Consider the following 26882-nt stretch of genomic DNA (forward strand, 5'->3'; position numbering starts at 1 on the left):
ACGGGCACAGCCCGAAGGTCGTCGCGTTACGGCTCCGATATCAAAGCATACCCTTTCCCGGTCTCGAATAAGACCGGGCTAAACTCAACTAGCAAAGATTGGCTGAGCCGCTAGACAATAGCTTCCGCCCAACGAGTCCTTTTGCACGGTCGGTTTGTAATGCCAGCAAAGCCTTTGCAGATGGCAAGGCCATTGGTTTTGAATTAGTTTGAACCCAGCAAAGCACTGAATAGTTCGGTGACAAGAATTTGCGAAACTCTTGTACTGCCCAAAGAAAGTTCTGGCAAGTATTGGAACGTTACAAAACGTTTGCTAACATCTGGCCGCAGGTTTGGCTAACACTAAACACCGCTGATTCCCAAACACTTATGCACGCAACCGCCCTGGAACCTGACCACTCAATTTCCGCCGAGCAAAAGCAGGCCGCCCTCGAAGCCGTGCTGCACAGCCAGACGTTTGCGCGCGCGGACCAGTTAAAAAGCTTTCTGAAATACATCTGTGAAATGGAACTGGCGGGGCGGGGTCACGAGTTGACCGAATACTCGATCGGAGTCGAGGCACTGGGGCGGCCTGTCAATTACTCGCCAGGCGATGATTCGGCGGTGCGTAACCGCGCGTTCGCGCTACGCAAAAAGTTACAGGAGTATTACGAACTCGAACAGCCCGTTGCGCCTGTCCGCATTGAACTGAATAAAGGCTCTTACTGTCCGCATTTTTTAAGCGGCCCACTGGCTGCCCAGTCGAAAGGTTTGGCGTTGGCCGCTTCCTCACCTGTCGTCGAACCGCTCGTGCCGCGGCCTGTAAGCCAGGAAGAAGCGCTGGCGGTTGCGCCTCAAACGCCCCCTGCCAAAAGGAATTGGTTGAGGGGATTCGTAGCCGGAGCCGCATTGATGGCGTTGACGGCTGGCGCACTTTATTGGTTCACCAGCCTGCGCCCAAATACGGCGGCGCAAACAGCGGCGCTCGCGCCTATCATCGCTGAAGCCTGGGGACCGTTGCTCACGCCCAATGCCGAAGTCTTGGTGTGTGTCGCCAATCCACCGAGCCTTTCGGTGCACCCTGACGTTATTTCAGGTTCGCCCTTTGCCACCTTCAATGATCCCAACGCCCGGCCCTTGCCCCTGGAATTGCTGGATTGGATCAAAGAACGCTACCCGACCACCAGCGGCCAACAACATTTGACGCTGACCACGAATAGTACTTATTGGGGTGATGCGCTCGGCGCGCTCACGGCCTATAAAACACTCGCGGCGGCAGGCACGGCGCCACGGTTGTTTCCTGAAATGGTGCTTTCCATGCCGGCCTTGCGGCAACGCAATGTCGTGTTGCTGGGCGCGGCGGAATACAGTCCGGCCATCGCGCATTTTCTGGCAAAGTGTCCGCTCACCGCCAACTTCTTGAATGGTATCGCCGCCACCGGGCAGCCGCAGCAACCGCTTTACCAGATAAAACGCGATCAGAGTAAGCGGATGACCCAGGTCTTTGGGTTAATTACAGTGCTGCCCAGCGATAGCTCGGTTAATCAGCAACATCGCACCGTCATCTTTTCCGGCATCAACTCCGCAGGCACACAGGCCGCTGCCGAGTTCTTCACTTCGCCGGAAAACCTACAGGTCCTGAAACAGCAACTCGCCAAGGACGGGCACACGACCTTTCCGCCCGCTTATCAGGTCGTCGTCCGGGTTGAAACCGATGACAACATTCTGCTGAATTATCATTACGAAACTTACCGGCTGATTCCACTTCCAGCAGGTCATTGATCGGCCTCAACGATAAACGTGCGGCACGCGCGCCGAAATTCCAGTCACGACTTCATACGACACGGTCCCTAGTAATGCGGCGACCTCTTCGGCGGTGATGCGCCGCGCGCCTTGCGCGCCAAGCAACACGACTTCATCATCGAGCGCGACCTCAAGCACTTCGGACACGTCAATCATCGTCAAATCCATGCTCACGCGCCCCACAATCGGCGCGCTACACCCGCGCACCAGCACGTGTCCCTGATTCGACAAAGCGCGCCGCAAACCATCTGCATAACCAATCGGGATCGTCGCAATCCGGCTCTCACGTTGCGTGACAAAGGTTGCGCCATAACCGATTGCCGTACCCGCAGGTACCGTCTTCAACCAGGCGATGCGCGAATGCAGGGAGAGCACGGGACGCACAGCGGGCGGTGTCGCGCCCGGTTTCAGAATGTCGCCCGTCAGCCCATAGAGCAAGGCTCCCACCCGCACCAGCGTGCCGCGGGCCTGTGCATAGCCATGCATTCCCGCACTATTCGCTAGATGCCGCCACGTCGGCTCGAAGCCCTGCGACTTCAGAATCACCAGCGCTTCGTCGTAGCGTGCCAGTTGTGCCAAGGTATAAGAACTATTTTCATCGTCGGCGCTGGCGAAATGCGTCATCAACCCGTCCAGTTCCAGATGTGTGAATTGTTTGAAGGCTTCGGCAAAGGCCGCGAGCTCAGCCAGCGGCAAGCCAAAGCGGCCCATCCCCGTGTCTACTTTGACGTGCACCTTGACGCGGCAGCCCTGGGCGCGCGCGGCTTCATTCAGCGTCGCCGCCGCATCCAGACGAAAGAGCGCGGGCGTCAGGTTGTGTGTGATGATTTCGCCAGCCTGGGCGGGCCAGAATCCACCCAGGCAGAAGATCGGTTTGGCAATACCCGCCGCGCGCAATTCGAGCGCCTCTTCGATCAGCGCGACGCCAAACCAGTCCGCACCCGCCTCTTCTAAAACCTGAGCGCAACGCAGCGCGCCGTGCCCGTAGGCGTCCGCCTTGACGATGGACATAAGCTGGGTTGGCGGGTTCAACTGCTGTTTGAGCGTCCGGCAATTGTGCGCGAGGTTGGCGAGCGAGATTTCCACCCAGGTCGGGCGGGATGACGACGGCTGTATCATGCGGGCATCAACCTTCGCGGAATTTGTCTTCAAACTTGGTGAGTTGTTTGAGGAAGACCAACTCGACCGCCCCGGTCGGGCCGTTGCGCTGTTTGCCAATAATAATTTCAGCGATGTTCTGCTTCTCGGTTTCGGGTTTGTAGTAGTCCTCGCGGTAAATGAACATCACGACGTCGGCGTCCTGCTCGATGCTGCCCGATTCACGCAAATCTGAAAGCTGCGGACGGCTGCCCGTGCGTTGTTCCGGCGCGCGCGAAAGCTGCGAAAGCGCGATCAGCGGGACATTCAATTCCTTGGCCAGCATCTTCAGTTCGCGCGAAATTTGGGAAACTTCCTGTTGGCGCGATTCGATGCGCCCGCGCCCGCTCATCAACTGCAAGTAATCAATCACGATCAAGTCGAGCGATTTCTGCTCATTTTTCAAGCGGCGGGCTTTGGCGCGCATTTCCAGCACGGACATGCCCGGCGTGTCATCCAGAAAAACCTTAGCCTCTGAAAGCTCGCCCACGGCCAGTGCGAGTTTGCGCCAGTCATCTTTGCTGAGCATCCCACTGCGCAAGCGGTGCGCGTCAATGCGCGCTTGCGAACAGAGCATGCGGTTGACCAACTGCTCCTTGCTCATTTCCAGCGAGAAGACGCCGACGACGGCCTTTTGGCCGTGATGTTGCACGCGCAGTGCGGCGTTTTGCGCGACGTTCAAACAAAACGCCGTTTTGCCCATCGAAGGCCGCGCCGCAACGATAATCAAATCGCCGCGCTGCAAGCCTGAAGTCATGTAATCGAGATCGGTAAAGCCCGTCGCGATGCCGGTGATCAATTGGCCGCGCCCGGCAATCTCTTCGATGTGTTTGAGCTGGCTTTCGGCGACTTCGCTGAGCGGCGTGAAGCCTTGTTTGATGCGGTCTTCGGCGATGCCGAGGATCAGGCGTTCGGCTTGATCGAGGATGAGTTCCGGCTCCTCCTCTTCGTCAAAGGCCATCGTCATCACCTGACTGGCGGCGTGAATCAGCCGCCGCAGCGTGGACTTGCCTTTGGTGATGCGCGTGTAATTGTCCAGGTTCGAGAAACGCGGCACACCATCGAACAGCGAGGCGATATACGCCGCGCCGCCAACCTGCTCCAATTCGCCCGCGCGCCGCAATTCCTCCTGCAAGGTGATCGGATCAATCGCCCGGCCCTGCTCATACAGGTAAATCATCTTTTCGTAGATGCGTTTGTGCGAAGGCAGGAAGAAATCATCCGGCTTGAGTCGTTCGGCAGCCTGGTTGATGGTGGAATTGTCGAGCAGAATCACGCCGAGGATCAGCCGTTCGGCCTCGACGTTATTGGGCATCTGTTTGTCTAAGGCAGCATCGCCTCTGCGGTCAGCCATAATGTTTTGTCTTGAATGAAGGTGATCTGAAAGCGATGTGCATCTTATGCGGAACCGGAGACTGGCTCAAGCTACGCGGAAGAATCGAGTGCGGCAGGCGAATTCATCAAGCCAACTCCGCTGCACCATCTTTTTGCCGTGAGCGATAGATGAAATTGGCCCGGCCAAAGCGCACCTCGCAACCGTCTTCCAGCCGCATCTCTTTAATGCGTTTGCCGTTGACGAAGGTGCCATTGCTGCTTTCCTGATCAAACAGATAGTAATGGTCGTCTTCCACCAACAGGCGAGCGTGGCGTTTGGAAACCGAAGGATGTTCGATCACAAAGGCATTGTTGAGCGTGCGGCCCACAAAGACTTCGTCGCGGTTGAGGATGAAGGCGATGCGTTCGTCGCCATCTTGCGTGACCGAAACGAAATGCGGGCGGTTGTCCAGATTCTCGCGCGCGGGGATGCGAATGTTGGCGCCGCAGCGTGTGCAGAATTTCGCGCCGGGTCGTTGCGGCTCGCTGCACACCGGGCAAAGCTCCAGCTCTTCAGGGTCAGGAATCAGCACGCCGCAGCGCGGGCACGGCATCCCGGCTTTGCCTTTCGCGCCGCATTGCTGGCAATAGCGGCGCGTCGGCATCAGCAAGGTGCCTTCGCGGTGCGGCGAGGTGTCGGCGTGATACTTGATGCGCGTGCGCACCCAGAAAAACAGCGCCATCATCGTGCCGACCAGCAGGGCAAAAAAGATCAAGTGGATTTTGGTCGCGCCTTCCAGCAGCGTGTCGAACAGCGCGTGCAGCAACGCGGCGATCAACCAGCCCCTGACCAAAATGGGCGCGCGTTCGCTGACGAGATTGGGTTTGGTTTTGGCCTGGCAAAGCGCCAGCCCCCAGATGGCCGAAAACAACGCGTGGCCGGGATTGGAAAGCGAGCCGCGCAACCAGACGAGCATGGGATTGTTCTGCGCGATGTAAACGATGTTTTCGACGGCGGCAAAACCTAAGGCGGCAGAGGCGCTGTAAATCACGCCGTCCAACGGCTCATCGAATTCGGGCTGCCGGTAGGCGTAAACCCAGACCATCAACATCTTGATCGCTTCCTCGACCGGGCCGACGACGCAGAAGAAAACCAGAATGTGCGAGATTTGCGTCTCACCCGCGAACAGATAAAACGCTTTCTGGCCGATGACATTCAGAAAGAGGGCGGGAATGGTGGCGAGCGATCCCAGCAGAAAGGTGACCGCAATCAGCTTGAACGGCGGACGCTTGTAGCGGCTGTGCGTATAGAAATACACCAGCCACACCACGCATGGCAGCAAGGAAATCAGAGGGATGAAGATGAGTTGCTGAAGGTCAGACATTCGATTGCGGATTGCAGATTGCAGATGGCAGATGGCAGACACAGCAAAACACAACCACAGTGGCGGCCTCGCTCAATCCGCAATCCGCAATCTGCAATCCGCAATCATTCAAGGCTCTTCCGCTTCAAAATCACGAGCGTCAGATCGTCTACGCTCTTGGCTTTGCCCACGAATTTTTGCAGCGCATCGTCAATGCGGTCGCGCAAGCCAGCGGCGGTGCGACCACGATTGCGTTGCACGATCTCGATCAAACGCGCCTCGCCGAATTCTTCGCCCGCTTCGTCCTGGCTTTCGGTCACGCCATCGGAATAGATCACCAGCACATCACCGGGTTCGAGGTGCGCCATGCCTTCGTGATAATCACCAAAGGGCGTGATGCCGACCGGGAAGCCGCCGATGTCGAGCGTGGTGATTTCGCCGCTTGTGCGTACCAATAACGGCGAATTATGACCGCCGTTGATGTAAGTCAGTTGATGCGTGCGCGGATCGAGTTCGCTGTAAAACAGCGTGACATAACGATTCGAGGGCGTGTTGTCGTAAATGTATTGGTTGATCTCGGTGACGATTTCGCTCGGCGCCAGCCGCGTCGTGCATTGCGCGCGCACCGCCGCGTGGATTGAAGACATCAAGAGCGCCGCGCCCGTGCCTTTGCCCGAAACATCGCCCAGTGCAATCACGATGCGCCCGTCGCGTTTCTGGATAAAGTCGTAATAATCGCCGCCGACTTCGTAACAAGGGAAACTGACGCCCATCAAATCATAGCCGTTGATGGCGGGCGGCGCTGCCGGGTGCAGCCGCAACTGAATTTCACTGGCGACCGCCAGTTCATTGGCCAAACGCTTCTGTTCGGCTTGCACATCCAGCAGGCGCACGTTCTCGATGCGGATGGCCGCGACCCCGGCAATCAGCGTCAGCAATTCCAAATCGCGTTTGGTAAAACGATTGCTGTGCAGCGGGCTGTCCACGTAAACCATCCCCAAGACGCGCTCTTCGATGGCGAGCGGGACAGCCATGATCGAACGGATGCCGCCGAGCATGATGGATTGATTGGCGGCAAAGCGCGGATCGTGTTGCGCGTCGGAGGTCAGCAGCGCTTTGCGTTGTTGCAAAACCTGCTCGGTAATCGAGCGGCTCAACGAAACCTCGGTGCTGTTATCGCCGCCGCTTGTTTTTTGCGCTTTGCAGACCAACTCTGCCGCGCCAATTTTGGCCGGCTCATTCTTTTTGCCTTCTGGCGTTTCCAGCAACATCACGTAGCCCCGGTCGGCCCGAATCGCCTGAAAGACGCAATCCAGCACTTGCGACAAGGTATCGTCCAGCGAGAGCGGCGTGAGCAAGGTCACACTGACGCGGCTGATGAGCGCGAGGGTGTCGTCCTGCTGCGTGATGATCTGGGCGCTAGGTTGGCTAATCGGTTGCTGAATGGCTTGCGCAATCAGCGTCTGATGGCTGCTGTCAATCGTGGTCAGCAGATTGGCTTGCGAATTGCTGACCGTGCCCGCGATGGTGACTTCGGTTTCCGATGGAGTGTAACTGTCGGCCAACAGAATTTGCGTGCGCCCCTTGGTGCGCGTGGTGTCGGCGCGATCATTGAATTCGATGGCGGTCTCGCCGATGCGAATCACGTCACCGTCTTTCAACATCACCGGCACCGTCATGCGTACATCATTGAGCAAGGTGCCGTTGGCGCTACCCAGATCGCTGAGCCAGAAGCTGTCGCCCCGGCTGCGCACTTCGGCGTGCAGGCGCGAGGCGAAAGGGTCTTCGACACAGAGATCGTTGCGCGCAGAACGGCCAATCGTGATGCGCGAGCGATTCAATTCGGCGACTGAATCCCCGCCCGAAGGGGAAACTCTGACGATCAGACGCGGCATAGTGGGAGTAAATCAAAAGGCAAAAATCAAAAAGCAAAAATCAAAAGGGCGGCTTACAAGACTCCGATCATTCAATCACACTAAACTTTGCCTTTTGATTTTTGCCTTTTTGCTTGCTTGGATTTTGCCTTTTGCCTTTCTAACTACGGTTCCTGAAAACTGTTTTGATAGCCTTTGCCCGCAGCATTCTCTTTGCGCGCTTCGGGCTGTTTCGTTTTATCCGCCTGCACGGAGTTGAGCAATTCCTTCTGCTGCCGCTCGTTTTCCTTGCGCGCGGCCTTTTCCGTATCTCTGGCCCCGCTCTGGGAAGTGCCGGCATAGATGCCGCTATCGCACTTCTTGTAATACTCATACGCCTTACCGGGCTGCCCAAGCCCGCGATACGAACTGCCGAGAAAATAGTAAAGGTCTTTGTCACCCGGGGTCAGTTTGACGGCCTGTTGCAATTCGGCAACCGCCGCGCTGAATTCGCGGATGTTCATATAGCGCAACCCCAGTTCCTTGTGATGCGATGCCGCCACGTGCGGGTCGGGCGGTTCAAGCGGACGGACTGGATTCCAATTCAGCGCGGCCCGCGCGCCCGGCGCGGCAAAGGGGTTTTGGGCCACCAACGCTACCTGGGAGCGATTCGTCGCGCTGGGCGGCAGCACTGGCCCAACACGCTTTTGCCCGGCCACACGGCGCGGCCGCGTGGGGAAAGGCGTGCTGCTCGCCAAAGCGTTCAGCCCCAGCGTGCCTTCAATTTCTTCGATGGCTTCCAGCGCGCGGCTGGCTTCGGGGCTGTTGTGATTGAGCGAGATGATGCGTTGATATTGTGAGCGCGCTTCGTTGACGTTGCCTTTGGCGCGGTGCAAATCAGCGACCTTGAGCCGGGCGCTTAAATTCTCCGGCGAGATTTTGAGCAAGCCATCATAAGCCCTGAGCGCATCATCCGGGCGGCCAGAGCTTTCCAGCGTTTCAGCCAGCAACTGGCGCGGCTCGGTTTGATCGGGTTTCAATTCAATCGCCTTGTTCAGATTTTCTGCCGCTTGCTCCATCTGCCCAGTTTGCCGGGCCTGTTCGGCGACCTGCACAAGTTTGACGACTTCATCGTCGGTCGAAAGCAGGTTGCGCTGTTGCGCGCCGGCATTCAATTGCTGCGCGCGTTGATTGCGGTAGAAATAGACGCCGCTGCCTAACAGCAAAAGGCCCAACACCGCCGCCGCCATGCGAATATAAAAGCCAGCCTGCGGATGTTCGCGCAAGCCCGAAGCCTCGGCCACCGCCGAAGACGCCGACATCGAGAGCTTGCCGGTATTCGAGACCAGGCTGGACAGCGCACCTGAATTGCGGCCCGCATTGCGCGGCAAGGGTGCGGTGCGCACGCGCGGCGCAGCGTTCAAGGCTCCCGAATTACGCGCGCCGCCGCCCACGCCGGTTTCGCTTTGTCCGGCAGCTTGCGCCAGCCGTTGCGAGAGCGTGCTGCTCACGGCCTGTTTGATTTGGCGGGCGTCTTCTTCTTGGAGTTGTTCGATGCGTTTCGCTTCGCGCATTTGCCCCGTTGACTCAGCCGGAGTTTGCAGCGGCACTTGCATCTCGGCAGTGCCCGCTTTGGGTAACTCGCCTGTGCGCGCCTTACCTTGCTCAGCAGATTTTTGAGCAGTTTCTTTCTCCGCCGACCTGGCAGGCGGGGTGGATGCGGTGACAATCCGCAATTGCGGCTTAGAGGGCGAACTGGCACTCGCGGCGGCGCGGCCTGATGCAGCCCGGCCCGTCGCGGCTTGATTCGATGAGGTTGCTGAAGTTGAAGATTTAAGGCTCGACTGTGTGGCAGCCGGTTTGGCGGTTTGGCCATTCAGATCAATACCGCATTGGCGGCAGAACCGGGCCTTGGCGCCGTTGGCTGCTCCACAACTCCCACAATAAATGACAGTCATTGCTCACATCCCCACGGAAAATCCGAAGTTTGATTTTGTTGTACAAGCGCAGCTTCATACGGCGAAGCTGCGTGGGGCACAGCTTAATCATTCGTTGTCTGCCAAGCTCAGCCAGCCTCACACTAGAGCATCAACAAATTGACCTCCACGCTGACTGCACGGCCATTCCATCAATTCGGCAATGGACGCCGTTTGGCACTCTTCTAATCGCGTTCGAGCCGGAGGCGTTCCGGTGGGGGAACGACGCTATGCATCTGTTTATTCAACGGCTCGTCATCATTGCACGATTGACCGTGTGTCGCAACTCTACTGGAACTGCAAACTGACAAAAGGTGATTCCGGTACAAATTAAAGCATCCGCGTGCAAGTTTTGTCTGAGGTCACGACCAAGACATCAGCGATTTGTGACTCAAAATGAAGGCGTCGCAACCTTCATTCTTTCCCTAATTCTTTGACGACGAGCGTGCCCGCCAATTTATCGTGCCAGCCTTGTTGCTTGGCATCCCAAAGCGCCCAAAGCAGCCCTAAACCGCCACAAAGTAACGCCAGCGGATAACCGACGAAATGCCGCAACGCGAGAGCACGAAAATCCAGCGGGCGTCCATCCGTGCGAATCACCCGGATGCCGATAAAGCGTTTGCCAAACGTCTGGCCCTCCGGTTCGGCGTAATAAACCAAATTCAAAAACAGCACGATGGCCGTCAACAAATAGCCGATCAGCAAGATCACATTGGCCGCCTCGGGCAATTCCCAGCGGCGTTTTAGGTAGTAAGCCACCAGCACAGTAAGCGCCAGTACCAGTAACGTTAAGATGTAATCCAGCAAAAACGCGCCGCAACGCAAGCCGATGCTCGCCAAGGCGACTTGTTTTTTGCCGGGCACGGCAGGCGGGTAAGAAAAATCTGTCGCCACCGCCGGGCTTATGGGTGACCTAGACATGCGAGGAGCGTTGGGAGTTTGGGGCATGCAGTAATTGTCAGTCGCGCACGAGCGCAGGGTTTTCCACCTGCGTGCGCTGTCAAAGGCAGGCCGGTAGGGGTTCGCGTAACGTACCTACCTGAGTTTCACGCTGCCAGACGATAAAGGGAAAATGAGCCGCTCGTTGTGCGCGTGACTGGTGCTTTAGGAAACCACGAATTTGAGCATGGTTTCGCCCAGCTTTAATTCATCGCCACTCATCAACGCGTGCAATTGGCCCTGCGGCAACTTGAGTTTGCCATTGATAAAGGTGCCATTGGCGCTGCCCAGGTCTTCGATAAAAAACTGGCTTTCGCGGGCGATGATCTTGGCGTGACGGCGCGAAACGCGCGCGGCTGGATCGTATTTCGACAAATCCACTTCAGGACGTATGCCGCGGTTGGGATCAACACGCCCAATCAGGCTTTCGCCCTCGGCGTTGAGCATAAACTGGACGTTCATTTCGCTCGTGCCCAACACGACCAGCTTCGCCGTCGAGCGCTGGCGGTGCCCGCAATAGGCGCAGAAAAGATCGCCCGGCGCCAATTCACGCCCGCAGTTGGTGCACGTTTGCAGCGGCGCGGGCGGCGCGGAATAGTCCATCTGGCGGATGAGCGGGGCGTGACCCTGCATACGGCGCAGGTGTTCGACCAGTTCATCGCCAAAGGCTTTGGCCGACGCAAAACGGTTTTCCGGTTTGTATTCGACCGAGCGGCAGAGCAACTCTTCCATCTCGGGCGTGATTTCGGGATTGACCTGACGCGGTTTCGGGTTCTTGGCAAAATCGAAGATCAGCAGCGGATTGTCCTGCGGGTCTTGCCCCGTCAGCAGGTGAAACATCGTCGCGCCCAGGCTGTAAATATCCGAACGCGCTTCGACATTCCCAGCGAACAACTCCGGCGGCGCGTACCCCATTGTCCCGATGGCCGTCACGCCCTTAACGGTCGGCGCCACAAACCGCGCGATGCCGAAATCCACGAGCATAATGCGATTGGTGCGCGCGTCCACCATCAGGTTCGCCGGTTTCAGATCGCGATAAATGATCGGCGGATTTTGCGAGTGGATGTAATCGAGCACGTCGCAAATCTCGATAGCCCATTTGCTGACCGTCAGTTCATCCAGCTTGCCCCCGGCGGCGCGCTGCCGCGCGGCCAGATCGCCGCCGTCAATGAACTTCATGACCAGGTAATAGCGCCCGCGCGCCGTGTCGAAAAAGTATTGTAGGATGGTCGGAATCGAGGGGTGATCGAGTTGGGCGAGCAACTCGGCTTCGCGTTTGAAGTCGTCAATCGCCTTCGTGCGCGCCGAATCGTCGGCGAACATCTCGATCATTTCTTTGACCGCGACCTTGCGGTTGGCGAGGTTCTGGTCTTCCGCCATATAGACCGACCCCATGCCGCCGCCGCCAATGCGCCGCACGATCTTGTACCGGTCGGCCAACAACGTGCCGGGCGGAAGTTGTATGCCTGCCGTGTTATTGCCGGATGCGTTCATACTCAGGTGTGACGTTCGCCCATCTCCTGTTACACCCCCCGTGCCCAAAATGCGGGACGGCGGCGGCGGCGCTGCTGCCAACTCCTGGGGCCATCCGCATTCGCCGCAAAACGGATCACCGGCTGTGGTGGGCTGGCCACATTCGGGACAGAATGGCATAACCAAACCGAAAAAGTTGAAAGCTCAAAACAAAAGCTGAAAGCAGGGTTGCGGTTTCGCAAAATCCGAGTCGGAGGCTCGACTTTCAGCTATTCAGGACAAATTTCAAAAACGTTTTTCCCACGATAATCTCGTCGCCATTTTTCAGGGGTTGCTTATTGCCGGGCAACAAGCGGGCGCCGCGATTAACAAAAGTACCATTGGTGCTGCCCAGATCTTCAATCGTGAATTGACTGTTCAGAAATTGAATGCGTGCATGGCGGCGCGAGACTTTCGCTTCGGGATCATCCTGATCCAAATCCACATCCGGGAAAATGCCGCCGTCGGCATCCCAGCGTCCGATCAGCGCTTCGTCGCCGGCCAGCGCAAACTCTTTGCCGAGTTTGCCGCCGCGTTGAATAACCAATTTGGCGCGTACCATAGACGTTCCCTCTGCCACTGAAACTGAGGTCGCATGCAAAGCCCCAGTTGAACCTTTAACCACGCTGGTCGCATTAGCCGCACTGTTGACGGCCGTTTGATTCCCAACACTCGCCTGATTCCCCAACGCTGACACCAGCTTCGGCGGCGTCGGGCGAGCAGGCGGCGCGCTCGCGATCACCGGGGCAGCCGGGGCGACTTTGGGCGGCGGCGCCGTGTAGGGAGTCGCGGGTTTCGGCGTCACACTCTCGTGCACGAAACTGGGCGGGGGCGGGGGCACGAATTGCGGCGGAGGCGGTGCCGCAGACGGTTGCGCCAGTACCGCAAGCACCGAGGGCGTAGCACTTAATTTTGCGCCGCATTCATCGCAATACTCCGACCCATCCAGATTATCGGTGCTGCACTGCTGACATCTGATCATATCTCGTTTGCCTCCGCTTCAAGGCAACTGCACCTTCGTAAAATGCCCGGTTGATATGCCCGGTTGGGATGCTTGATTGAATGCGTTAAGAGTGGTTCAAGCTAACGGCGAGATGCCATAGCCATTCAAGAGTACAAACGCACAGAGTAAATCGCGCGTGCAAATCACATTTGCTTACATCTGCCCTTGCTGCTCACTAGACAACCACCTAAGGCATTCTACAACGGCTCATTATGCTTATGTCAGAATTGTTTGCAACCGTTCGGCCCGGCAAATTGCTTTGCTTTCGACGCATCTGTTACCATCCGCAGGCTTGTGACCGTCATTTCCAATGAGACCTTTATGCCAAATCGCATCCACTTCCTGCTTTTTCTAGCGGCGCTCGCGGTCGCTCTCTCCTGCGGCACACGCACGCCGACCCGCGTGCCCGCCGGAACGCCGCCTGCCAGTCTGGATGTCAAACACATCCGCGAACTCTTGCAACACGTCGCGGGCGCCGACCTGAAACCGGCACAAGTCGAAATCAAAAGCATTGCGCCCGGCACCGGCAACGACAATGCCGTCGTCGAAGCACGCATCGAAACGGCGTTTCGGTTGCAGCGCGAGAACGGTGCTTGGAAAGTTGCCGAAGTGCGGTTGGGCGACCGCCAATGGGAATCTCTCGACTTAGTTGAAGCCGCAGTGCAGCACGAAAAAGAACGCCGCACCACGGGGTTGTTGCAACGGCTGGCCGAGGGACTGGAGGCTTACCGGCGTGAAAAGGGCCAGTTTGTCGCCACTGAAGACGTCAGTGTGCTGCTCGACCATTTGGCGCCGCGTTATCTTGGCAATCCGCTACGCTTCGATTGGTGGGGCTCACAGTTCGTCTATCACGGCACACCTTCGAGCTATCAACTGCTTTCCGCCGGCCCCGACCGCAAGCCCGGCACCAGCGACGATTTGGTGGTTCGTAGCCAATGAACTGTCGTCCTGAAAACTACTAACCCCTCTGCATGGACATGCAATACGTTTCTGTCGAAGACCAAAAAAGGATTGCCCAAACCTATCGCACAACCGTGATCATTGTGTTGGCCTTTTGTTTTACGCCCCTGTTATTGGTTGGACTGGGATATTTCATTGGCGCCAAGGGCGGCGCGATTCGGGATGCGGAAACCTACCTGCTGATGACCAAAGTGGCCTATAGCGGCGCCTTGATTGCCGGGCTGGCGGTGGTGGCTTTGCGGCGTTTCTGGATGAGTTTTATGCGCGGCGTTGCGAACTCAGTGCCCGCCACGTTAAGCAAGCTGCGCATACTGGCTCTGCTCAGTGCGGGTTTAGGCGAAGTGGTGGCCATTATTGGGTTCATTGCGTTTTCGTTGTCGGGTGATTATCAGTTTTGCTGGCGGTTAGGTGTCGTCGGTCTGCTATTGATGCTGTATGGCTTTCCGCGTCGCTGGGAGTGGGAGCGGCTGTTAGCGGCGCGCGCGCAAGCCTAAGCGCCCGCGCCGTTCACTGGATTTGAGGTGAAGATGTCTCAGAATGATTTGAAGATGTGCCAAACTTGTCGCGCGCTAATTCCGGCCAACGCGCCGCGTTGCGAGATGTGCGGCGCAGAGGGCCATTACGCCGCACGCGCGCGCGGTACGGAAAGCGAAACCTTTGGCCTCTTTGCCCATTGGCCAGTGACGACCTTATTGCTGACTGCCAATGTTGTGATTTATGCGTTGGCGCTGCTTTATCAAATGCAACTCTTCACGCAAGCGGGTGAAGCACAAAGCTTCTCGCTCACACCTTACCCGTATGTGAACGAACTCTTCGGCTCCTCGCTGCCAAACATCCGGCAAACAGGCGAATGGTGGCGCTTGCTGGCTTCCTGTTTTCTGCACGGCGGGCCGATTCACCTGCTCTTTAATAGCATGGCGCTGATTCAGGCGGGCCGTCTCGCTGAAGAAGTTTACGGCCGTGCCCAATACATTTGTCTGTATGTGGTCACGGGAGTTGCTGGCAATTATCTCGCGATTATGTTCGGTTCGCGGGTGGTCGGCGCGTCGGGCGCCATCTTCGGCCTGATTGCCGCGTTGGCCATCTATGGCTATCGACATTCCAACAGCGCTTTGCGGAAGGATATGATGTATTGGTTGATGTACGGGCTGGCGATGAGTTTTCTCCCGGGCATCAGCATGGCCGCGCACATGGGTGGCGCGGTCGCCGGGGCCGCGCTGGCCTTTGTCTTGCCGGATCAGGAACATTTGCGCAAAAGCTTCACCCGCACTCGTCTCGCCCAAGCCTTCGGGCTGGTGGCTGGCTTAATGATCCTGATGACAGCCGTCATCGCCGGGCGTAATGTCTTAGGGCAAAGCGAAGCGCGAAAAATCAGAAGCGGGGCGGATCAGGTTTATTCGGTTTGGGTGAGCCATCTGAACTTGGGCACATATCTGAAGCTGGCCTTGCAACAGGCCGCCCCGCAATCCGCCCATCCAAATGAGCCTGAGTTGGCAGTGCTGCTAAAAGATATAGATCAAATGCAAAAGGCTTTGTGCAGCGACATTGGGGCGTTTGAACGCTTGCCTGCGGACGATGCGGCTAGCGCGCAATTGCAGCAGCGCGTGGCGCATCACTTACGCGCGCGGTGTAACCAAGCCGGTGCTGCTGAAGCGCCGAAAACCGAGGCGGAATTACAAGCGAGTCTCAATGCGTATCAGGTACAGGATCAAGAGTTGAGGCAAATCATGAAAGAGTACGATCAATGGCTGGCCGAAAAGGCCGCGACCTTGCACGTGCCGTTAGAAAGACTAAAACCGCAACTGGTGGAAAAAGACGAAGCGCCAGAGGCCAAGCGGTAGAGTTGAGGGAATTTTGATGTCAAACCAAAAACTGCTTACGGCTGTGCGTGTTTTATTCATGATGCTGGCATTCAAGCTTGGCCCCCACAGCAGCACCTTCGCGCAAGGCAGTCCGCCGCCCACTACTCCGCCTCTGCCAACACAACGCGCCGGTACCGACAACCCGCGCCAACAAGCCTTTCTGCGGTTTATGGAAGCGCGCCGTCTCAAAGCCGAAGCCTTGCGCCGCCGTGAAGACAAACTGATTGATCAGGCCATCGAGGCTTACCGCGACACCATCTGGCTCGATCCGCAAGCCGCCGAACCGCGCGTAGACCTGGGCGAACTCTATCTGTTCGCCAAAGGCGATCAACGTTCTGCCGAACGCGAAGCCGTCGAGGCGATCAAACGCGACGCCAATTGCGTCGGCGCGCATTTGCTGCTGGCGCGGCTCTCCATCGCGGTTATCAAGCTCGAAAACCAAAGCCAGCAACAAGTCGCGACCCAGCTTGAACGCGCCGCGCGCGAGTATGAAACTGTCGTCAAACTCGATTCCAACAGCGCCGAAGCCTGGGCCTTGCTGGCGGAGCTGTATGGCATGAAAAACGACGCCGCCAACCAGTTGCACGCGCTGGAACGTTGGGCCAGTGCCCCGTTACCGAGCGAGCAAAACTTTTATTACTGGCTGGCCAACAGCGAACTCACGCCCGACCGGGCCTTCGCCCAATTGTCACAGGCCTATTTACGTCAGAGCCGCAATCGCGAAGCGCTGGACGCCGCGCGCCGCGCCTATGAATTTGATCCTGAAAACAATGAGTACGGACGCAACCTGATTTTGGCCATCCGCGCGGCCAACAAGATTGGCGAGGAATTAAAACTGTATGCGCGCCTCTCAAAAACTGCGCCGAGCGCCGCGTTGGAAATCGGCTATGCCACCGCGTTGATCCGCGCGGGCAAATATGCGGAGGCTGTCGAGAAGCTGCGCGAACGTGTCAAAGGCGAGAATGCCAACACCAGCCTGATTGAGTTATTGGCCACCGCCCAACGTCGCGGTGGGCAACGTGCCGCCGCCGCCGATACGTTAAAAGCTGGTCTCACGCGCGCTGAAGCCAATGCCCGCCCCGGTTTCATGCTTGAACTCGCTGACACTTACGAAGAATTGGGACGCAACGACGAGGCGCTGGCGCAATACGAACAGCTTTACGAAGCGCTAATCGCCAAAGGTCCGGTCAATGACCAAACCAGCGGCCTTTTCAATCACGTTGTCGGCAAGATGGCCCGGCTCTTACGCCGCAGTGGCAACCAAGCCAGGCTGCAAGCCTTGCTTACGCGCGCACGGCGTTCGCTTGATGAACAGAACCCGCTGATCGAATCACTCACCATCGAAAGCTTGCGTGAAGAAGGCAAGCGCCGCGAAGCCCTGGAACTGACGCGCGCGACTATCCGCCGCGCGCCCGAAGACCGCAGCCTGCGCCTGACCGAAGTGCTGATACTGAGCGAGTTGAAAAGCTACCAAGAAAGCACCGACCTGCTGCGCGGCATGCTGACGGGCCAGTCTGAACGCGCCGCCGAAGACGCCAACGTTTACCTGATCCTCAGCAATGTGCAGATGCAGGCCAGCCAATTCAAGGACGCCGAGGCCTCTGCGCGCAAGGCGCTGGAACTCAATCCCGGCGATGGCGATGCGTTGTTGCAACTCAGTTCGGTGCTTGATCGTGCCGGTCAGCATGAAGAATCCGAGAAGCTGCTGCGCGACTTGCTCGAACGCGAACCGGACAACGCCACCGTGCTCAACAATCTGGGCTATTTTCTGGTCGAGCGCGGACAACGGTTGCCCGAAGCGCTGGCGCTGATCGAACGCGCGGTCGCCATCGAACCGCTCAACGGCAGCTTCCTCGACAGTCTGGGCTGGACGCAATACAAACTCGGCAATGCTGAAAAGGCGCGCGCGAGTATTTGGAAAAAGCGCTCTTGCAATCCCGCCGCAATCCTACCCTGCACGAACATCTGGGCGATGTGCTGCACAAACTCGGCAAGCTGGCCGAAGCCCGCCGCGCCTGGGAAAAGGCGCTGGAATACACCTTAGAAGCAGACGAAACGGCGCGGCTAAAGAGCAAGTTGCGGGATGCCCGCTAAGCCGGAGTTCAGGCCTGAGAGTTTGATGTTACTGACACTACCATCCTTCGCAAAAATCAACTGGACGCTGGAAATCCTGGGCAAACGGCCCGACGGCTATCACGAACTGCGCACCTTGCTGCAAACGCTCAGCGTCGGCGACGAACTGACGTTTGAATTGATTGAACACGGCATTGAATTGCACAGCACGCATCCCGCCTTACCGCTAGATGAAACCAATTTGATTTATCGTGCGGCGCGATCACTCGCGCAATTTACGAACTGCCACAAAGGCGTGCGGGTTACAGTCGACAAACAATTGCCAATGGCTGCGGGGCTAGGCGGTGGCAGCAGCAACGCCGCGGTGACGTTTTTGGCGTTGCTCACACTTTGGGACTTGCAGATCGAACCGCACGAATTGTTTCGCCTGGGCGCACAATTGGGCGCCGATGTGCCATTCTTTTTTATCGGCGGCACCTGCATCGGCGTCGGGCGCGGAGACGAGGTTTACCCAACGGCGGAAATCGAGGCCGAGCATTTGTTGCTGGTGAACGCGGGCATCGCCGTCCCGACGCGCGAAGTGTATGGCAACCTGCCGCCTGAGTTGACAAACCCAGGGGCCGTCACTAATATCCCGGCTTCTTTGCGGGCCGCTTATGACGCCATGAGCAATAGGCAAGCCCCTTCCGGCAGGTTTTCACCGGCCTTGCACAATGATTTGGAAAACCCTGTGCTGACGCGCCATCCGTTGCTGGCTGAGCTTAAGCAGCGATTGTTGGCGCACGGTGCGCGCGGGGCCTTGATGTCGGGCAGCGGTTCGACGTTTTTTGCGCTCTTTGACAGTGAAGCGGCACGCGCCACCGCTCAACAGGATTTTATCGCCGAAGGTTGGTGGTGCGCCCCGGCGCGCACGCTAAACCGTAGCGCGTATCGCCAGGCTATGCAGTTGACTTAAGCAAATAACGCACGGGATTTGCGCTTGCCAAGCGCACGGTTGACCGGTATTCTCACGGGCGTTCGAACGCTGCACAATTTTGAAACAGTTATTGCTGGGGAGTCGCCAAGTGGTAAGGCAGCGGCCTTTGGAGCCGCCATTCGAAGGTTCGAATCCTTCCTCCCCAGCCATTCTTTTGTATGGGTCTCGCCTGCTGATCGAAATCCTAAAAGCATAAAGCTGTAAAGTTCTGTAGAGGGGGGAGAAGCTTGAAGAGCTTACAGATATTCTCCGGCAACGCCCATCGCACGTTGGCCGAGGAGATCTGCCAATACCTGGAATTGCCGCTCGGCAGCGCGAATGCGACGCGCTTCCCTGATGGCGAGTTCAATTTCCAGATTATGGAAAACGTGCGTGGCAGCGATGTTTTCATCGTGCAACCGACCTGTCCGCCGGTTGATGCCAACGTGATGGAATTGCTGATTATGACGGACGCCTTCCGGCGTTCGTCGGCGGATCGCATCACGGCGGTGATTCCCTATTACGGTTACGGACGCGGCGACAAGAAAGACAGACCGCGCATTCCGATCTCGGCGAAACTGGTCGCCAACCTGCTGGTGATGGCGGGGATCAATCGCATTCTGACGATTGATCTGCACGCGCCGCAGATTCAGGGCTTCTTTGATATTCCGGTGGATCACCTGTTCGCCGCGCCGTTGATGATCAAATACTTCGCGGAACACCCGATTGAAGATTTGATCGTCGTAGCGCCCGATCCGGGTGGGGCCGAACGCGCGCGGGCTTATGCCAAACGTTTGAACGCCGATTTCGGCATCGTGGACAAGCGGCGCGATAAATCGCAACCCGGCCACGCCGAAGCCGAAGTCATGCACGTCATCGGCAATGTCGAAGGCCGCAACGCCCTGATCGTTGACGATATGGTTGACACCGCCGGGACGCTGACTAAAGTCGCCGAAGCGTTATCGAAAAAAGGCGCGAAGCGGGTTTTGACCAGTTGCGTGCACGCGGTGCTGTCTGGCAATGCGATTGAGCGCATTGAAAAGTCACCGCTTGAAAAGGTGGTGATCACGAACACGATGCCGCGCAAGGAGGCTTGTGCTGAGCCTTTCTTTGAATGCCTGAGCGTCGCGCCGATGCTGGGCGAGGCGATCCGTTCGATTCACGAAGAGTCATCGGTGAGCCGCCTGTTTATCTGATTACTTGATGCGGTGTCAGTAGCCCAACCGTCAGGGAGGGCCACCACCGCAAGCCAGCCCTCCCTGACGGTTGGGCTACTGACACAAAATCTCGTTGCTGAGATTGCAAGTGGAGTTTACGTCATGAGTTTTGATTCCGAGCTTTCCTTAACTGCGCAAGCGCGCACCGAAAGAGGCAAAAATGCCGCGCGCCGGTTGCGCGCCAAAGGGGAAATCCCCCTCACGGTCTATGGTGGCGGCGATCCCGCCAGCGGCACGGTCAACAAACGCGAACTGGGCGCTTTTCTGCGCGCGAATGGCCGCAACAAGATTTTCAATCTGAATCTGGACGGCGCGGCCACGGCGGTCAAGATTTCCGAGATGCAACTCGACCCGATCAAGGGCGTGCTGATTCATCTCGATTTGATGCGCATTTCGATGACCGAAAAGTCCGAGTTCGAATTGCCCATCAGAATCGTCGGCGAGTCTGAGGGAGTGAAGCTGTTCGGCGGCATTCTCGACTTTCCCACGCACTCGATCCGCGTGCGCTGCCTGCCGGGCGATTTGCCCGATACCATCGAGGTGGACGTGTCCAAGCTCGGTCTCGGCGGTCACATCGAAGTCCGGGATTTGCGACTGGGTGACGCGGTCGAAATCCGCACCCGCCCCGAACAAACCCTGGTCACTTGCGTGGCACCGGGCGCGGCTGAAGAAGCTCCGGCGGAAGCCGCTGCTGTGGCCGAACCCGAAGTCATCAAGAAGGGCAAGGGCGACGAGAAAGAGAAGAAGTAACGCTGGTGAAGTCGGAAGTCGGAATTGAGTAAGCAAAACTCCGACTTCCGACCTCTGACCTCTGACTTCGTATGTGGTTAGTCATTGGCCTGGGCAATCCCGGCGAGCAGTACGAATGGACGCGCCACAACGCCGGTTTCATGATCATTGATGAACTGGCGCGCCGCACCGGACAAACCGTCCGCGTGAAAGAGTGCCAGGCGCTGACCGCGCGCGCGCGCATTGGCGGCGTCGAAACCCTGCTGGTCAAGCCGCAAACGTTTATGAACCTGAGCGGCGTCGCGGTGGCCCAATTGAAAACCAAATACGAAGTCGCGGAGGCGGCCAACATTCTGGTCATCACGGATGATTTCGCCCTGCCCTTCGGCAAGTTGCGCGTCCGGCCCAGTGGTAGCGCGGGCGGGCATAACGGGTTGAAATCGTTGATCGCCAAGCTCAACACACAAGCCTTTCCGCGCTTGCGTCTGGGCATAGCGCCCGATCATCCGCTGAGTAACTCGGTTGATTTCGTCCTCTCCGAATTTTCGCGCCAAGAGCGCGAACCGCTCGCCACTCTGGTCGAGCAGGCGGCAGATGCCGTCGAAGTTCTTTTGACAAAGGGCGTCGCGGAAGCGATGAACCGTTATAACTGAGACTTCAGACTTCAGACTTCAGACTTCAGACCTCAGACGTTCTCACAAGCAAGTGCCGCTTGGCATTGTGAAGAAGGTCTGAGGTCTGAAGTCTGAAGTCTGAAGTCTGAGAGTTTCTCCTTGCTTGCCGCCAGCACGTCGGCAGGCTTTCACATCCATAAGGAGGAAACGCATTGAGAACATACGAAGTCTGTTTCATCGTCAACCCCAATACGGTTGAAGATGATCTGAAGAAACTCACTTCCCAAATCGAACAAGTCATCGCCGATAAAGGCGGCAAAGTCACCAAGGTTGACAACCTGGGCCGCAAAAAACTCGCCTACCCCATCGGTAAATTCGATGACGGCAATTACACCTTCATTTACCTCGAAGGCAGCGGCGGCGAAATTTACGAAGTCGAGCGCCGCCTGCGCGTCAATGACGCGGTCATCCGCCACATGACCGTGCGCACCGACGAAGACCTGAAACGCGCCGCCAAGATGAAGGCCAAGCGCAAAGGCGCCGCCGCCGCCGTTGGCCGCCGCAGCGACGACGATCTCGCAGACCTGCCGCTGACCGCCGAAGAGCGCGCCGCGTTGGAAGATATGTAAGAGGAAATGGAATTCGCTGTCTCCGCACAGCTTTTCACACAGAGGTCACACAAAGGTGAATCACTATGGCATTCAGAAACGATCAAGACGACGATAAAATGAGCCGCGGGCCGAAAGGCCGCCCCTCGCGCCGCCGCCGTGTCTCAAAACTCACGGCTGAGCGCATTGACTATATTGACTACAAGGACGTGAAGCTATTGCAAGCGTTCATCGCTGAGAATGGCAAAATCTTGCCGCGCCGCCTGTCGGGACTCTCGGCTTACCAGCAACGCAAGATCACCGAGGCAATCAAGCGCGCGCGCAACATTGCGCTCTTGCCCTACACGAAATACTAGGGGTCGGTGGCCGGTGGTCAGGGGTCAGGGGTCAGGGGTCAGGGGTCAGGGGTCAGGGGTCAGGGGTTGATTTAATAATCTGCCAACTGCCGACTGCCGACTGCCAACTGCCAACTGCCAACTGCCAACTGCCAACCGCCAACTGATCGTGGAGGATTTGAATCATGGCAATGATGGAAGTTTTGCTACGCACGGACGTAGACAACCTGGGCGCGCGCGGCGAAGTCGTCAAAGTGCGCGCCGGTTACGGCCGCAATTATTTGCTGCCGCAAGGGCTGGCCGTCCAGGCCACAGTCGCCAACGTCAGGCAGATCACCATGCAACGCAAGGCGCTGCTCAAAAAAGCGACCGAAGAAAAAGCGGTGGCCGAACAGCAAGCCGGCCTGCTCAAAGAAGTCACCCTCGTCTTTCACCGCAAGGTCGGCGAGCACGGCCTGCTTTACGGCTCCGTCACTTCTATGGATGTCGCCGAGGCTTTCGCCGCCCAGGACTTCGAGATTGATCGCAAACAGATCACCCTCAAAGACCCGATCAAAGAAACCGGCGAATACGAAGTCCCGGTCAAGCTCCACCACGAAGTCATCGCCAACGTCAAAGTGGTCGTGAAGAGCGAAGACGAAACCGCGGCTTAACCCGCTGCCAAACCTGGCAGAGGCTTGTTCAGGCGCGCGCTTGGCAGACTGAACAAGCCTCTCGCTTTCTTGCCGGCCCTTTGACGTAGCGAATTCATTCGCTACGTGACGTAACAAATGAATTCGCTACGACAAGGGGCATTGCAAACGCCCAAGTCCTGCGCGCCATGCCATTGCCATGGGAGGCCGCGTTTTGATTTCAGCTCCGCCCACAGAAATCACACGCCTGCTGGCCCGCATCCGCGCGGGCGATGCCGCCGCCCACGAACAACTCATCCCACTCGTCTATGACGAACTGCGCCGCCTCGCCCGGCATTACCTGCAACAAGAGCAACCGCCGCACACCCTGCAACCGACCGCGCTCGTCAACGAACTCTACCTGCGCCTGTTCAATCCACCCGGCAGCGCCGAGCCTGTCGAATGGCAAGACCGCAATCACTTCTTCGTCGTCGCCGCGCGCCAAATGCGCCGCCTGCTCGTAGACCACGCCCGCGCCAAACACGCCGCCAAACGCGACGGCGAGCGCCAGCGCGTCGAACTCACCGCCGCCGACGCCCACACCGCCCCACTTGATCTTGACCTGCTCGCCCTCAACCAAGCCCTCTCGCGCTTGGAAGCGGATCATCCCCGCGCCGCTCAAGTCATCGAACTGCGCTACTTCGCCGGCCTGACGGAAGCCGAAGCGGCTGAGGCGCTCGGCATTGGGCTGACGACGCTGAAACGGGAATGGGAGTTTGCGCGGGCGTGGTTGTTCCAACAACTGAGCGGTTGAACGGGACGGAACTCACGCTGCTTCAGCGGAAGCTCACCTGCACTAGATTGGCCGCCTGCCCATTGACCGATAGACTGACGTCCACCTGACCGCGCCCCGCCAAGCTGCGCGGCAGTTGCAGATTAACCTGATCCACGCCGATCAAACTACCTTGTGCTCCGGCAAACGACGCTGGCGCATTCACGCCACCAATGGTTGCCGTCACGGTAGCGAGGTTGCTGCGATTGCGGATACCCGTGCCATACAAGATCAAAAAGACCTGATCGGTGGCGACGCCGAGGTCAATGGGTACGGCTACAAACCGATTGGTCGCAGGATCGAAGTGCGCCAACGGCTCGAAACTTTGTGCGCCTCCGCTTTTGACACGTAGCACGAGCGCTGCGGGTAGACCGCGCCCACTGGCATTGGCGGTGAACAACGCAGGCACCACAGCGGCGAGTTGCGCCGTTCCGATAAAGGTTGCGCCAGAGTTGTTTATGATGGTTACCGTTGCCGCACCGGCGGCAAGACCCGGCGGCATTTGATAATTGACCTGCGTGGGCGAAACGAAAAAGAGCGGGGCGAGGCGTTCAATACCGTCGCCATTTTTGACCCTGACAGTTGTCCCAGCTAATTCTGTCGGCAATGGCAATATAGCGGCGGCACGTGTTGCGTTAGCGAGGCCACTGCCAAACGCCGCGATGATGCTGTCGAGCGCCAGCGGGTCACCTGCGTAACTGGCGGCTGAAACATTAGCGATACGGGTATTGTTGGCTCCCTGTGTGAGGGTAAAGACTTGTCCCGCAATTGCCAGCGTGCCGCTGCGTGCATCACCGGGGTTGGCTGAAATTGAAAAGCTGACTGAGCCATTGCCGCTGCCAGTGCGATTATTGGCTGAAACTGTGAGCCACGGCTCATTACTTGATGCAATCCATTTGCAGCCTGTGTTGCAGTTGACGTTAATGCTGCCCGCGCCGCCACTAGCCGGAATGGATTGAGTGTTTGATGAAACCGTATAGTTGCAAGCCCCCGGCTCATACAATCCCAGCCCTGCCTGAATTGCCACATCCCAATCTCCGGTGAATTGCCACCAATTGGTAAGCCGATTGGCATTGTAGGGAATGTTGCTGCTGCGGCCAGCCATGCTCTGAAACCAGAAGATATACCACTTTGATTCAACCTCTTGCGGCGGAGCGATGCCGCCCGGCCAGGCGTAAGGCACATTGCCCCAAGTGTTGGCATTGACCATTGTGGTTGGGCCGCCCGCTGGCTGCCAATTCAAAATGTCGCTCGCCACTAGCGTCAGGTTGCCGTAATCGTAATCTTGCGTTGCATTGGGCGGAAAATGCGTGTTGCCACAACGCGCGGGCGGGTTGTTGGCGGCTCTGGCAAATTTCCCCCACCACAAATCTGTGTTGCCATCTTGCCGTTGATTGACATGGCTCAGGATGGATTCGAGTTGATGGCCGTGATTGTGAATCGCTTCAGCCTGTGTGCGATGGACATTATGCGCATAGAGAACGTATGTTTGATTGTAAATTGGGAGGTCGGCGTTATCCCGATAGCTATTGGAAATGTCTCCGGTCGTAGGGCTGGACATGTTCGATTCCGGCAAACCGACGTAGCTTTCCGGGCGCATGTCAGGGCGCTCAGCCCTGTAGTAGCCCGGTACGTTCCAAAGCCAGATTTCTTTTACTGCCAAGTCTTCGACAAAATGCTTGATATTCCACCGCTCGAAAATCTGATCATAATCCGGTCTGTAGGTGACGATTCCATTCGACACGCTTTCTATTGGGCCCGGAGGCGGTGGCTCGTAGACGGTGATGTATTGGACGACTTTGTAGCCGAGTGAACGGCGCGCGTTTGGATTGCTGTAGCCGCGAAAGCGACTACCTTCCTCAAGCATGAATTTGATCCGGGGATCGTAATCGGCAATCTGACTTTTTAGCATCGCCAGTGGAAATTGTGATTGCGGGCCGAGGTCGGCGTCATAAGCGGTGTCTATGTTGACTCCATCTGCTGTCGGTAGATAGCGCAATATCAGCACTGGGATTGTGTATAGGCTGTCCGATGGCAACGCACCCAATGCCGCTGGCACGGGCCCAACCTCCGTTGGTAAGACCGGCGCTTTGACCAGAATGTTCATTGAGTCTGACGCATTCTGAAGGCGCGCGGTCAAGGTCACATTACCAGGCGCAAGACATTTGACGCGGCCATCGGCTTGCACAATCGCTGTGTTTGGATCGCTACTCGTCCAATTGACGCCAGCGGATGACACTTGCATCGTGCCTAGATTCGTGGTCGCTGTTAGCTTAGGAGTCCAAAACCAGCCTGGAAACAAGTGCAATGATTTCGGCTCCACCGTTAGGCTTGTAACCGTGATCGCCGCGAAGAAACTTTGCGCGATCTCGGCATCTGTGCGTGGAATGTCGCTGATCCGTAACTCATCAATCGCAGCATTTAGGTATGCGCCATTATCGGTGTTGGCCCCGATGCGAAAAGTCGGATAGCTGATCTGCGGCAGCGGGTAATTGAGTCTTCCTTGCGAGACCAACCGTCCATCAAGGTAAGCCTTGACGAAGCGATTGGCGCTGCTCCAGGTATAAGCCACGTGATGCCATTGATTAGCCTGCCAATTGGTAATGCTGGCATATTGCCCGTAGCCGTTGCCCTCAGGTCGAAGGAGATTGACGATCATCCGAAAATTAGGGTTGGCATCTTTCTGAATGACCAAGCCGCCTTCGAACCCCCACATCAGAGCGGTGCGATCAACATTGTCATTGCCGCTCCAGTTCGGCTTGATCCAGAACGCACAGGTGCCTTCAAGGGCATTGATGTTTCCGGCGCTTTGATACGTCAACAGGTTATTGACCGGTAAATTGATGGCTGAGCCAGCGATGCCGGGCACAAAATTGGTGCCTGAGACCTGTAAGGGCATCTCGCCATTTTCCCCATTAAGTGAGGTGTCGAAGTGTAAAACCAATAGGTCATGAGCATCCGTTATCTCAGCGGGCTGACGAGCCACAGAGTGGTAAGCAAACTGTAAATTGGTGGCCTGTGCATCGGGCAAATTGTTAGCCGAGCCGTACCACAGAATGAGAATGCACGAAATCAACATCAGCGCCCATCTGAGGGCAGACATTTTTGCTGTGATCCGAAAGTTGACGGATGAACCTGGGTTCATTGCATTACCTCCGCGACTGGTTGAAGGCATTTTTAGTTCCGTTGTAGCACCCTGACCGGCGA

Annotated in this window: 22 protein-coding genes and 1 tRNA gene; 14 read left to right on the plus strand and 9 right to left on the minus strand. The window is 57.3% G+C overall.

Going from position 1 to position 26882, the window contains the following annotated elements; genetic code table 11:
* Nucleotides 1–368 precede the first annotated feature (368 nt).
* A complete protein-coding gene (locus HY011_25400) occupies nt 369–1760 on the plus strand; it encodes a hypothetical protein (GenBank protein ID MBI3426280.1) in 1392 nt (463 codons plus the stop codon).
* Between the two features lie 6 nt (nt 1761–1766).
* On the opposite strand, the gene alr is transcribed toward HY011_25400, so the two are convergent.
* From alr to HY011_25440, 8 genes are all read right to left on the minus strand, one after another.
* Nucleotides 1767–2900 (minus strand): alanine racemase, encoded by a 1134-nt coding sequence (alr, locus tag HY011_25405; GenBank protein ID MBI3426281.1) that lies wholly within the window; start codon nt 2898–2900, stop codon nt 1767–1769.
* Nucleotides 2901–2907: 7 nt separating this feature from the next.
* Nucleotides 2908–4272, minus strand: a complete 1365-nt coding sequence (gene dnaB, locus HY011_25410; GenBank protein ID MBI3426282.1) for a replicative DNA helicase — start codon at nt 4270–4272, stop codon at nt 2908–2910.
* A gap of 106 nt (nt 4273–4378) precedes the next feature.
* Nucleotides 4379–5617, minus strand: coding sequence for a PrsW family intramembrane metalloprotease (locus HY011_25415; GenBank protein ID MBI3426283.1), 1239 nt, complete (start codon nt 5615–5617; stop codon nt 4379–4381).
* Between the two features lie 104 nt (nt 5618–5721).
* Nucleotides 5722–7491: a SpoIIE family protein phosphatase gene (locus HY011_25420; protein MBI3426284.1), complete on the minus strand. Its 1770-nt coding sequence runs from the start codon at nt 7489–7491 to the stop codon at nt 5722–5724.
* A gap of 143 nt (nt 7492–7634) precedes the next feature.
* On the minus strand, nt 7635–9407 hold the full coding sequence (locus HY011_25425) for a tetratricopeptide repeat protein (GenBank protein MBI3426285.1): 1773 nt from the start codon (nt 9405–9407) through the stop codon (nt 7635–7637).
* A gap of 432 nt (nt 9408–9839) precedes the next feature.
* Nucleotides 9840–10346, minus strand: coding sequence for an RDD family protein (locus HY011_25430; protein MBI3426286.1), 507 nt, complete (start codon nt 10344–10346; stop codon nt 9840–9842).
* A gap of 183 nt (nt 10347–10529) precedes the next feature.
* Nucleotides 10530–11858, minus strand: coding sequence for a protein kinase (locus tag HY011_25435; GenBank protein MBI3426287.1), 1329 nt, complete (start codon nt 11856–11858; stop codon nt 10530–10532).
* A 244-nt stretch (nt 11859–12102) separates the two neighbouring features.
* On the minus strand, nt 12103–12858 hold the full coding sequence (locus HY011_25440; GenBank protein MBI3426288.1) for an FHA domain-containing protein: 756 nt from the start codon (nt 12856–12858) through the stop codon (nt 12103–12105).
* Nucleotides 12859–13200: 342 nt separating this feature from the next.
* Here HY011_25440 and HY011_25445 point away from each other — a divergent pair, with 342 nt between their 5' ends.
* The 13 genes from HY011_25445 to HY011_25505 all read left to right on the plus strand — a co-directional run bounded on the left by HY011_25445 (nt 13201) and on the right by HY011_25505 (nt 23657).
* Nucleotides 13201–13818 carry a type II secretion system protein GspG gene (locus HY011_25445; protein MBI3426289.1) on the plus strand — a complete coding sequence of 206 codons (618 nt, stop codon included), beginning with the start codon at nt 13201–13203 and terminating at the stop codon, nt 13816–13818.
* Between the two features lie 38 nt (nt 13819–13856).
* The gene (locus tag HY011_25450; protein ID MBI3426290.1) at nt 13857–14333 is read left to right on the plus strand and encodes a hypothetical protein; all 477 of its coding nucleotides are present in this window, start codon (nt 13857–13859) and stop codon (nt 14331–14333) included.
* Nucleotides 14334–14387: 54 nt separating this feature from the next.
* Nucleotides 14388–15680 carry a rhomboid family intramembrane serine protease gene (locus HY011_25455; GenBank protein MBI3426291.1) on the plus strand — a complete coding sequence of 431 codons (1293 nt, stop codon included), beginning with the start codon at nt 14388–14390 and terminating at the stop codon, nt 15678–15680.
* 16 nt (nt 15681–15696) lie between these two features.
* Nucleotides 15697–17745 carry a tetratricopeptide repeat protein gene (locus HY011_25460; protein MBI3426292.1) on the plus strand — a complete coding sequence of 683 codons (2049 nt, stop codon included), beginning with the start codon at nt 15697–15699 and terminating at the stop codon, nt 17743–17745.
* Nucleotides 17746–17820: 75 nt separating this feature from the next.
* Complete coding sequence (ispE, locus tag HY011_25465; GenBank protein ID MBI3426293.1) at nt 17821–18729, plus strand: 4-(cytidine 5'-diphospho)-2-C-methyl-D-erythritol kinase; 909 nt, start codon at nt 17821–17823, stop codon at nt 18727–18729.
* A gap of 95 nt (nt 18730–18824) precedes the next feature.
* Nucleotides 18825–18899 (plus strand) — tRNA-Gln (locus HY011_25470).
* A gap of 78 nt (nt 18900–18977) precedes the next feature.
* On the plus strand, nt 18978–19925 hold the full coding sequence (locus tag HY011_25475) for a ribose-phosphate pyrophosphokinase (protein MBI3426294.1): 948 nt from the start codon (nt 18978–18980) through the stop codon (nt 19923–19925).
* 123 nt (nt 19926–20048) lie between these two features.
* Nucleotides 20049–20696, plus strand: coding sequence for a 50S ribosomal protein L25 (locus HY011_25480; GenBank protein MBI3426295.1), 648 nt, complete (start codon nt 20049–20051; stop codon nt 20694–20696).
* A gap of 71 nt (nt 20697–20767) precedes the next feature.
* Nucleotides 20768–21328: an aminoacyl-tRNA hydrolase gene (locus tag HY011_25485; GenBank protein MBI3426296.1), complete on the plus strand. Its 561-nt coding sequence runs from the start codon at nt 20768–20770 to the stop codon at nt 21326–21328.
* Between the two features lie 173 nt (nt 21329–21501).
* Nucleotides 21502–21918 carry a 30S ribosomal protein S6 gene (gene rpsF, locus HY011_25490; protein ID MBI3426297.1) on the plus strand — a complete coding sequence of 139 codons (417 nt, stop codon included), beginning with the start codon at nt 21502–21504 and terminating at the stop codon, nt 21916–21918.
* A 98-nt stretch (nt 21919–22016) separates the two neighbouring features.
* Entirely contained in the window at nt 22017–22253 is a 237-nt protein-coding gene (locus HY011_25495; GenBank protein ID MBI3426298.1) for a 30S ribosomal protein S18, read from the plus strand.
* Between the two features lie 173 nt (nt 22254–22426).
* On the plus strand, nt 22427–22885 hold the full coding sequence (locus HY011_25500; GenBank protein ID MBI3426299.1) for a 50S ribosomal protein L9: 459 nt from the start codon (nt 22427–22429) through the stop codon (nt 22883–22885).
* 178 nt (nt 22886–23063) lie between these two features.
* The gene (locus tag HY011_25505) at nt 23064–23657 is read left to right on the plus strand and encodes a sigma-70 family RNA polymerase sigma factor (GenBank protein MBI3426300.1); all 594 of its coding nucleotides are present in this window, start codon (nt 23064–23066) and stop codon (nt 23655–23657) included.
* 22 nt (nt 23658–23679) lie between these two features.
* Here the strand turns inward: HY011_25505 and HY011_25510 are convergent, their stop codons facing one another.
* Nucleotides 23680–26574, minus strand: coding sequence for an Ig-like domain-containing protein (locus tag HY011_25510; GenBank protein ID MBI3426301.1), 2895 nt, complete (start codon nt 26572–26574; stop codon nt 23680–23682).
* Between the last annotated feature and the right edge of the window lie 308 nt (nt 26575–26882).

This window comes from Acidobacteriota bacterium, from assembly GCA_016196035.1.
Lineage (GTDB): Bacteria > Acidobacteriota > Blastocatellia > RBC074 > RBC074 > JACPYM01.

Bases quoted from the DNA above. Each gene is read 5' to 3' on its own strand.
- HY011_25435 (MBI3426287.1), bottom strand. From the start codon at position 11,858: ATGAACGCATCCGGCAATAACACGGCAGGCATACAACTTCCGCCCGGC.
- HY011_25460 (MBI3426292.1), top strand. From the start codon at position 15,697: ATGTCAAACCAAAAACTGCTTACGGCTGTGCGTGTTTTATTCATGATG.
- HY011_25450 (MBI3426290.1), top strand. From the start codon at position 13,857: ATGCAATACGTTTCTGTCGAAGACCAAAAAAGGATTGCCCAAACCTAT.
- HY011_25425 (MBI3426285.1), bottom strand. From the start codon at position 9,407: ATGACTGTCATTTATTGTGGGAGTTGTGGAGCAGCCAACGGCGCCAAG.
- HY011_25430 (MBI3426286.1), bottom strand. From the start codon at position 10,346: ATGTCTAGGTCACCCATAAGCCCGGCGGTGGCGACAGATTTTTCTTAC.
- HY011_25510 (MBI3426301.1), bottom strand. From the start codon at position 26,574: ATGCCCTTACAGGTCTCAGGCACCAATTTTGTGCCCGGCATCGCTGGC.
- HY011_25455 (MBI3426291.1), top strand. From the start codon at position 14,388: ATGTGCCAAACTTGTCGCGCGCTAATTCCGGCCAACGCGCCGCGTTGC.
- HY011_25445 (MBI3426289.1), top strand. From the start codon at position 13,201: ATGCCAAATCGCATCCACTTCCTGCTTTTTCTAGCGGCGCTCGCGGTC.
- HY011_25500 (MBI3426299.1), top strand. From the start codon at position 22,427: ATGGAAGTTTTGCTACGCACGGACGTAGACAACCTGGGCGCGCGCGGC.
- HY011_25485 (MBI3426296.1), top strand. From the start codon at position 20,768: ATGTGGTTAGTCATTGGCCTGGGCAATCCCGGCGAGCAGTACGAATGG.
- alr (MBI3426281.1), bottom strand. From the start codon at position 2,900: ATGATACAGCCGTCGTCATCCCGCCCGACCTGGGTGGAAATCTCGCTC.
- HY011_25440 (MBI3426288.1), bottom strand. From the start codon at position 12,858: ATGATCAGATGTCAGCAGTGCAGCACCGATAATCTGGATGGGTCGGAG.
- ispE (MBI3426293.1), top strand. From the start codon at position 17,821: ATGTTACTGACACTACCATCCTTCGCAAAAATCAACTGGACGCTGGAA.
- HY011_25505 (MBI3426300.1), top strand. From the start codon at position 23,064: ATGGGAGGCCGCGTTTTGATTTCAGCTCCGCCCACAGAAATCACACGC.
- HY011_25400 (MBI3426280.1), top strand. From the start codon at position 369: ATGCACGCAACCGCCCTGGAACCTGACCACTCAATTTCCGCCGAGCAA.
- HY011_25420 (MBI3426284.1), bottom strand. From the start codon at position 7,491: ATGCCGCGTCTGATCGTCAGAGTTTCCCCTTCGGGCGGGGATTCAGTC.
- HY011_25415 (MBI3426283.1), bottom strand. From the start codon at position 5,617: ATGTCTGACCTTCAGCAACTCATCTTCATCCCTCTGATTTCCTTGCTG.
- dnaB (MBI3426282.1), bottom strand. From the start codon at position 4,272: ATGGCTGACCGCAGAGGCGATGCTGCCTTAGACAAACAGATGCCCAAT.
- HY011_25480 (MBI3426295.1), top strand. From the start codon at position 20,049: ATGAGTTTTGATTCCGAGCTTTCCTTAACTGCGCAAGCGCGCACCGAA.
- HY011_25495 (MBI3426298.1), top strand. From the start codon at position 22,017: ATGAGCCGCGGGCCGAAAGGCCGCCCCTCGCGCCGCCGCCGTGTCTCA.